This window comes from Aliivibrio sp. SR45-2 (assembly GCF_963890165.1).
Taxonomy (GTDB): domain Bacteria; phylum Pseudomonadota; class Gammaproteobacteria; order Enterobacterales; family Vibrionaceae; genus Aliivibrio; species Aliivibrio salmonicida.
In genome coordinates this window covers 1-5,300 of record NZ_CAWPRC010000220.1, presented here as the reverse complement: position 1 = coordinate 5,300, position 5,300 = coordinate 1, and the positions used below count along the sequence as shown (strand labels likewise).

General features: G+C 34.8%; 7 protein-coding genes. 2 read left to right on the top strand and 5 right to left on the bottom strand.

The features are described 5' to 3' along the window. Positions 1-257 precede the first annotated feature (257 nt). Together AACV33_RS20860 and AACV33_RS20855 are read right to left on the bottom strand one after the other, a co-directional pair. A complete protein-coding gene (locus tag AACV33_RS20860; RefSeq protein ID WP_182700607.1) occupies positions 258-788 on the bottom strand; it encodes a GNAT family N-acetyltransferase in 531 nt (176 codons plus the stop codon). A gap of 149 nt (positions 789-937) precedes the next feature. Continuing rightward, complete coding sequence (locus AACV33_RS20855; protein ID WP_182700606.1) at positions 938-1,735, bottom strand: hypothetical protein; 798 nt, start codon at positions 1,733-1,735, stop codon at positions 938-940. Between the two features lie 353 nt (positions 1,736-2,088). On the opposite strand from AACV33_RS20855, the gene AACV33_RS20850 reads away from it, so the two are divergent. Next, a complete protein-coding gene (locus tag AACV33_RS20850; RefSeq protein ID WP_182700605.1) occupies positions 2,089-2,259 on the top strand; it encodes a hypothetical protein in 171 nt (56 codons plus the stop codon). A 775-nt stretch (positions 2,260-3,034) separates the two neighbouring features. On the opposite strand, the gene AACV33_RS20845 is transcribed toward AACV33_RS20850, so the two are convergent. The 3 genes from AACV33_RS20845 to AACV33_RS20835 are packed head-to-tail and all read right to left on the bottom strand — an operon-like array spanning position 3,035 to position 3,957. Beyond that, complete coding sequence (locus AACV33_RS20845) at positions 3,035-3,328, bottom strand: HigA family addiction module antitoxin (protein WP_017023495.1); 294 nt, start codon at positions 3,326-3,328, stop codon at positions 3,035-3,037. Continuing rightward, a complete protein-coding gene (locus AACV33_RS20840; RefSeq protein ID WP_182700604.1) occupies positions 3,328-3,606 on the bottom strand; it encodes a type II toxin-antitoxin system RelE/ParE family toxin in 279 nt (92 codons plus the stop codon). The genes AACV33_RS20845 and AACV33_RS20840 overlap by 1 nt, the downstream gene beginning before the upstream one ends. A gap of 24 nt (positions 3,607-3,630) precedes the next feature. Continuing rightward, complete coding sequence (locus AACV33_RS20835) at positions 3,631-3,957, bottom strand: hypothetical protein (protein ID WP_182700608.1); 327 nt, start codon at positions 3,955-3,957, stop codon at positions 3,631-3,633. Between AACV33_RS20835 and AACV33_RS20830 the strand changes: the two genes are divergently transcribed. Continuing rightward, on the top strand, positions 3,938-5,300 hold a 1,363-nt coding region (locus AACV33_RS20830), incomplete at its 3' end, for an NB-ARC domain-containing protein (RefSeq protein WP_255458649.1). The genes AACV33_RS20835 and AACV33_RS20830 overlap by 20 nt on opposite strands.

The following is a 5,300-nucleotide window of genomic DNA, read 5'->3' as shown; positions in this document are numbered from 1 at the left end:
CGAGTCGGACAGCTTCTTTACGATACTCTTCAGGATAAGATTTAGTATAATGCTTGCTCATGGTAGCCTCCAGATAGGTATAACCTAAGTATAGAATGTGTTCTAATTCTGTGGGGCACACCAACACATAACGCCTGCATAACACGTTTGCTACCATGCAGATTCAACCTAAATTTACCACTTAATACGGTAAAACCAAAGAAACCTACAATGCCGAATGTAGCAAATCGTGTTGATGCGATTGTTATAATTTGTGGTTAAGACAACACGCATTCGTAGAAAATGACGCCATTATCACCTTCTTGAGCTGCAACAAAACCAACTTTTTCAAGTAACTTTGCCGAAACTACATTTCCAATATCGACGCCACCAATAAGTTTTTCTATTAATTGGTTATCACGACAACTTTTAAGCAAACCAAACAATAGTTCACTACCGTAACCTTGATGCCAATTAGATTCAGCTAATAAATAACCTAAATGGGCTGTAGCATTATCTGATTCATAAAGGAAAACGAAGCCAATAATCGGGTCAAAACCTTTACGTTTAACTGAAAATAAATGGCTTTCTGATACCATTTTCAAAAGCCAAATCTCAGCATCCGATTCAGTATTAATATCATGAAAATATGGAGGTAACGATTCAACAACCGAGAGAGAAAGTAAGCTAACGATTTCAGATAATAACTGTGATTTCAGCAATCCTGACACCAAATAAGAGTCAATATTTGTAACCTCAAGTCTCGTTGTCGTAAATGCTATAGATTTCAACTTTGAGCTATTAATCATATCGTTACCTTAAAAAATTATAACGCCTGCATAACACGTTTTCTACCATACAGACCTAGCCAAATTTTACCGCCTTAATCACTGAAACTAAAGGCAAACTGACAACGCCGAGTGTAGAAAATCGTGTTGATGCATTTGTTATGTGCCTTCTAGCCACTGGTTGAAATCTGTTCAGAAAGCTCAGGTGAAGATGGTTTACTAATTATTATTTCGGCAACCCTAGGTGCAGAAAGTTCGGGAAAAGCCTTTTTCGTGTAATCACCTATTTGTAAGCCACCAGCAACAGTTGAGACTACTAATGCTGTATTAGCCATGAATTTCCAAAACTTGCTAATACTTTTATGTGTTTCACGCACATCCAAATACTCTTTATATAAGACGGCTTTACCAAATGTTGCTTCCACTATATCGAGTACTTCAGGTGAACCTGTAATTTGATATTCTTCAATAGCAGTACAAATTTTACGGAGTTGATCTAAAAAATACTGCTTCATTTTAGGTGGCAAGTCTGCAGCAATAATCTCTTTTATAATATCTTTAGCCCCTGAATATATGCTTTCTAGTTCAGCATATGCTAGAACTGGTTGAGGCCGATTAGTGGCTAACATACCTGAAGCCATATGTAGATAATCCAGTGTAGGCTCATTTATTTTAGAAACAAAATCATGCCATGCTACATCAAAATTACAACTGGTAAGAGCTATTTCTAAATATTTGGTCCATGACATATATCTTGATATATCAACCCCTTCAACTCGACCTAGTTCAATTGCAATCTCGTCAGCTAATGCAAAGACCTTACCAACCCGACCAACAAGTAATATTCGGTCTTTACTCTCAATATCTAGTACTTTAGCCCATGCATCTCTTGTTTTTTCAGTCCTAGGAATAGCTTTACACTTTTCTAAGATCTTAAGTAATCTACCCGCGGGGTTATTTAATTCCATATTGCCCTACAAACACTTGAAAAATATTCATTCTATTTTATACGAGTAATGCAACCATGCACAGCACGGCAGCACATAACGCCTGCATAACACGTTTGCTATCATGCAGATTAAGTCTAAATTTACCACTTAATGCGGTAAAGCTAAAGAAACCCAGAATGCCGAATGTAGCAAATCGTGTTGATGCATTTGTTATGTAAACTTATTTCCAAAATTTAAAAAGGAATTCAAGTAAAAACAAGGAGAAAACATTATAATCGACAATCTAAATCACATTCTCATGAATATAGTATATTGAAAATAGGATAATAAAAGGATACATTTAATTCTAAATCATAAACTAAGGAATAGTTATGCAAATCATCAAAACATTAGCTGACAAACACCCGGAAGAGACAATTGATACATCTTCATTTAATATTGATTGTCGTGATGGTCAGTTCTTCATTAAATATAAGCTGATAGGAAAAACTGAAGATTACGAACACCCTGTAATTATTACTGGTGTTGATATACAGTTCTAACTAGAAATATAAATTCAGGTGACCGATGGCTATCCTATCACCTGAAAATCCTACAGTCTTCCCTAGTTTACATAACGCTGGCATAACACGTTTATTACCATGCAAACCAACCTGAATTAACAGCCTTAATCACAAAACCCAAGACAAACCCAGAACGCCGAATGTAATAAATCGTGTTGATGCGATTGTTGTGCGTGCTTACTTTCGGCTTGGCCAACTTGGTAAAGAACTGCTCTGCCAAGATTTTCTAAGCCCTGATTCTAATTTACCGATGCCAATTAAGCGAACAAAATGTTCTTAAATTGCGAGATAAAGTGAATGGAAAACAGATACATTTCTTACGCCATTTGAACGGCTTGGTTTCAGCTAGTTTGGAACTGATAAACCAAATATCCTAACCACAATTGGGATTAAAAATGCTACGAGCAAAACAATGATGCAGAATAAAATGAGGCATAACCAAAGAACAATTGAAGCGTAAAAATGCCTCTGAAACGCCTGAACTTAAGGACATAAGGGCTAATTTGCCGAACCTAATAAGACGAAAACCAAAAGGCAACAAAGAAGAAAGGAACGCTTACTAAGCCAAAACTACGAAAGCCGCGATCCTTTTGATGAACAGTGCAAAAAATTTCGGACTCAGTACGCACAACGCCTGCATAACACGTTTGCTACTATGCAATTATACTTAATATTGACGCCCTAAAACGAGAAACACCCGACAACCTGAGATGCCGAGTGTAGTAAATCGTGTTGATGCGATTGTTATATTTTACTACGCCATAGCAAAATTGATCGTGTGCACCTTAGTTAAATTCACGTTTTGTTTTGCTTGCCATAGATCGTAATTGTCTTGCATCGTTAGCCAACTTTCAGGCGTACGACCGAGTGATTTTGAAAGACGTAATGCCATTTCAGGTGAAATTGAACTCTTACCCTTTATCACTCGATTTAGAGTTGAAGCCGCAACATCAAGTTGTTTAGCAACAAAGCGACAACTATAGCCAAATGGTTCCATATAAACGTCATGGATAAACTCACCTGGATGTGGGGGATTGTACATAGCCATTAATGGTAATCCTCATAATTTAAAATGTAAGCATTACCATCGATAAACTCGAAAGTAACACGCCAGTTACCATTTACTGTAATTGACCAAATTCCATCTCTATCCCCTTTCAGAGGATGGAGCTTGAAGCCCGGCAAATCAACATCATCAATAATGGTTGCAGTATCTATCACGGCTAATTGCATTCTCAATTTGCGATCATGTTTCGCTTGAATACCCGCTTTACTGCCAGTCTCAAAAAACTTTTTAAGACCTTTGTGCTTAAATGTTTTAATCATACGAAGAGTGTAGCGCGTTGCGCATTATGACGCAAGTTTCAATAAAAAATATAACGCCTGCATAACACGTTTGCTACCATGCAGATTAAGCCCAAATTTACCACTTAATACGGTAAACTCAAAGAAACCTAGAATGCCGAATGTAGCAAATCGTGTTGATGCATTTGTTATGAAAAAATTTTCTTTATCGAAAGTGAAACCACCTGTATATTTATGGGAATAATGATAAAAATTAGGCTTATTTATGACATCTAGAACTTTCGCTACAAGAATGACTTGCTTTTCATTAATATCTGCAATAGAAACAGATTTAAGACACATCATATGCACAATGAATATTTCAACTACCATAATTACCCCTACAGATGTTGAGAATAATTCAAAAAATCGTTTCAAGAGTCATTTTAATGAGGATTTTTCAGAGGAAAACTCGTTATCCGACTTAATTGAGTTTAGTGACTTCTCTGATTTAGCTAAAATTCTTTCTAAAAATAAGACCATACAAGACCTTATTGATACTGATAATATTAACATTATCGTAGCAGGTTTAAACAACTTAACTCAACCTAGAAATAGAATATGTCACTCAAGACCATTAGAATATAATGATATAAATGATCTAACAGATTTTTCAATTACTCTAAAGAAAATAGGATCTAACCATTGGTGGACAAATATAAATGAAGCACTTGAAAATTTAAATAATCCTTCATTTGCACTATCATTACAAATACCTTCATATTGGAAAAGTTCAAAATCAAAAATTTATAGTAATCTTCCCCTACCTGAATATGATGACACAGTCCTCCTGGGAAGAAAAGATGAGCGACATTCAATAACCGAACTAATTTATTCTCATACTCGAGTGATTTCTTTAATTGGCGAAGGAGGCATAGGAAAAACCGCATTAGCAATTAGATGTTTATATGATGTCCTTGAATCATCAGAAAACTCTGAAAATAGTCGATTTGATATGATAATTTGGGTTACCTTAAAAGCTAATCGCTTGACTGTATCTGGTATTATACAGCTAAGAGATGCTATCGTTTCAACATTAGGCTTATACCAAGACATAGGTAAAAGTCTAGGTGTGAATTCAGATATATCTTTAGAAGAATTATTAGAAGAAATTTCTCTTTATATGAAAGAATTCAAAATTCTTTTATGTATTGATAACCTCGAAACAATTGATAAACAACATGTACGAAAATTCCTAGCAGAAATACCTCATGGTTCAAAAGTATTAATTACAACACGAATCGGATTAGGTGAAATAGAATATAGATATAAATTAGATAGTTTAGATTCAAAATCCTCAATTAGTTTAATACGAAAACTATCAATTTTATTAAATATAGATATTTTAAAAAAAAGGAATTCCGCATCATTAGCAGATCTAGCAAGAAGACTTCATCACAACCCACTTTTGATTAAATGGTATGTTCTTGGTCTTGGCTCTGGAAAGAGGCATGAAGAACTTTTAAATAAAAACTCATTAACTTATCAAGATGCTCTTAAATTTTGTTTTCAAAATTTATACGACCAATTAACTTCAGTAGAGCTACAAATAATAAAAACTATTGCCTGCTTAAGAAATAGTGTATCTGAAGTAGAATTACGCTTCATTTTAAATGATATTAAAGAACTAGAAATAGCAGAAGCTCTGCATAACTTACATAATTCAAGCATGCTAA

Coding starts and splice junctions, on each gene's coding strand:
- AACV33_RS20840 (WP_182700604.1), bottom strand. CDS start 3,606: ATGATTAAAACATTTAAGCACAAAGGTCTTAAAAAGTTTTTTGAGACT.
- AACV33_RS20845 (WP_017023495.1), bottom strand. CDS start 3,328: ATGGCTATGTACAATCCCCCACATCCAGGTGAGTTTATCCATGACGTT.
- AACV33_RS20835 (WP_182700608.1), bottom strand. CDS start 3,957: ATGGTAGTTGAAATATTCATTGTGCATATGATGTGTCTTAAATCTGTT.
- AACV33_RS20855 (WP_182700606.1), bottom strand. CDS start 1,735: ATGGAATTAAATAACCCCGCGGGTAGATTACTTAAGATCTTAGAAAAG.
- AACV33_RS20860 (WP_182700607.1), bottom strand. CDS start 788: ATGATTAATAGCTCAAAGTTGAAATCTATAGCATTTACGACAACGAGA.
- AACV33_RS20850 (WP_182700605.1), top strand. CDS start 2,089: ATGCAAATCATCAAAACATTAGCTGACAAACACCCGGAAGAGACAATT.